The sequence below is a fragment of the Polaromonas sp. P1_E3 genome (assembly GCF_056405935.1).
Window position 1 is genome coordinate 1 of the sequence record NZ_JBFUBD010000871.1, and the last position, 502, is coordinate 502.

1 pseudogene is annotated in these 502 nt (G+C 67.3%); it reads left to right on the top strand.

The features are described from left to right. Positions 1-98: 98 nt before the first annotated feature. Positions 99-502, top strand: a pseudogene (locus tag AC1D0Z_RS24055) (histidine kinase); the annotation flags it as partial.

Genomic DNA, 502 nt, shown 5'->3' on the forward strand with positions numbered 1-502 from the left:
AGCACATGGGGCTTGCCTTCCCTTGTGCAAGCGTACGGGCCATCCGCATCACGCGCTGCACGCGCCGCGGGAATTGGCCACAATGCAGCATGGCTTCCATGACTCCCTTTCGCCCAACCCCCGCAACGGGCGGGCAGGACAGGCTGGCGCGCATCGGGCACGCACGCCAGGCCGTTCTTTATGGCGACCCGCAGCCCGAAAGTACCGGGCCGCTGGTTGAGAACTGGATAGAGCGCTCCTGGATGCGCTGCCTGGCCCAGGGCCACAGGCCTGAGCAGCCGCCCTCCTTCGACATGGTGTCGGCCGCCGCGCTGCGGCGCACCCTGGACGCAAACCACCGGCTGGTGCAGGCGTCCGCGCCCGTGCTGGAAAAACTGGGCCAGGCCATTGCCGACACGCGCTACTTCGCCATCCTGACCAACCAGGCCGGCGTGGTCATCAATGTCAACGGGCCCATAGACCGGTGCGACCGGCGCGCCGACATGATCACACGCATCGGTAC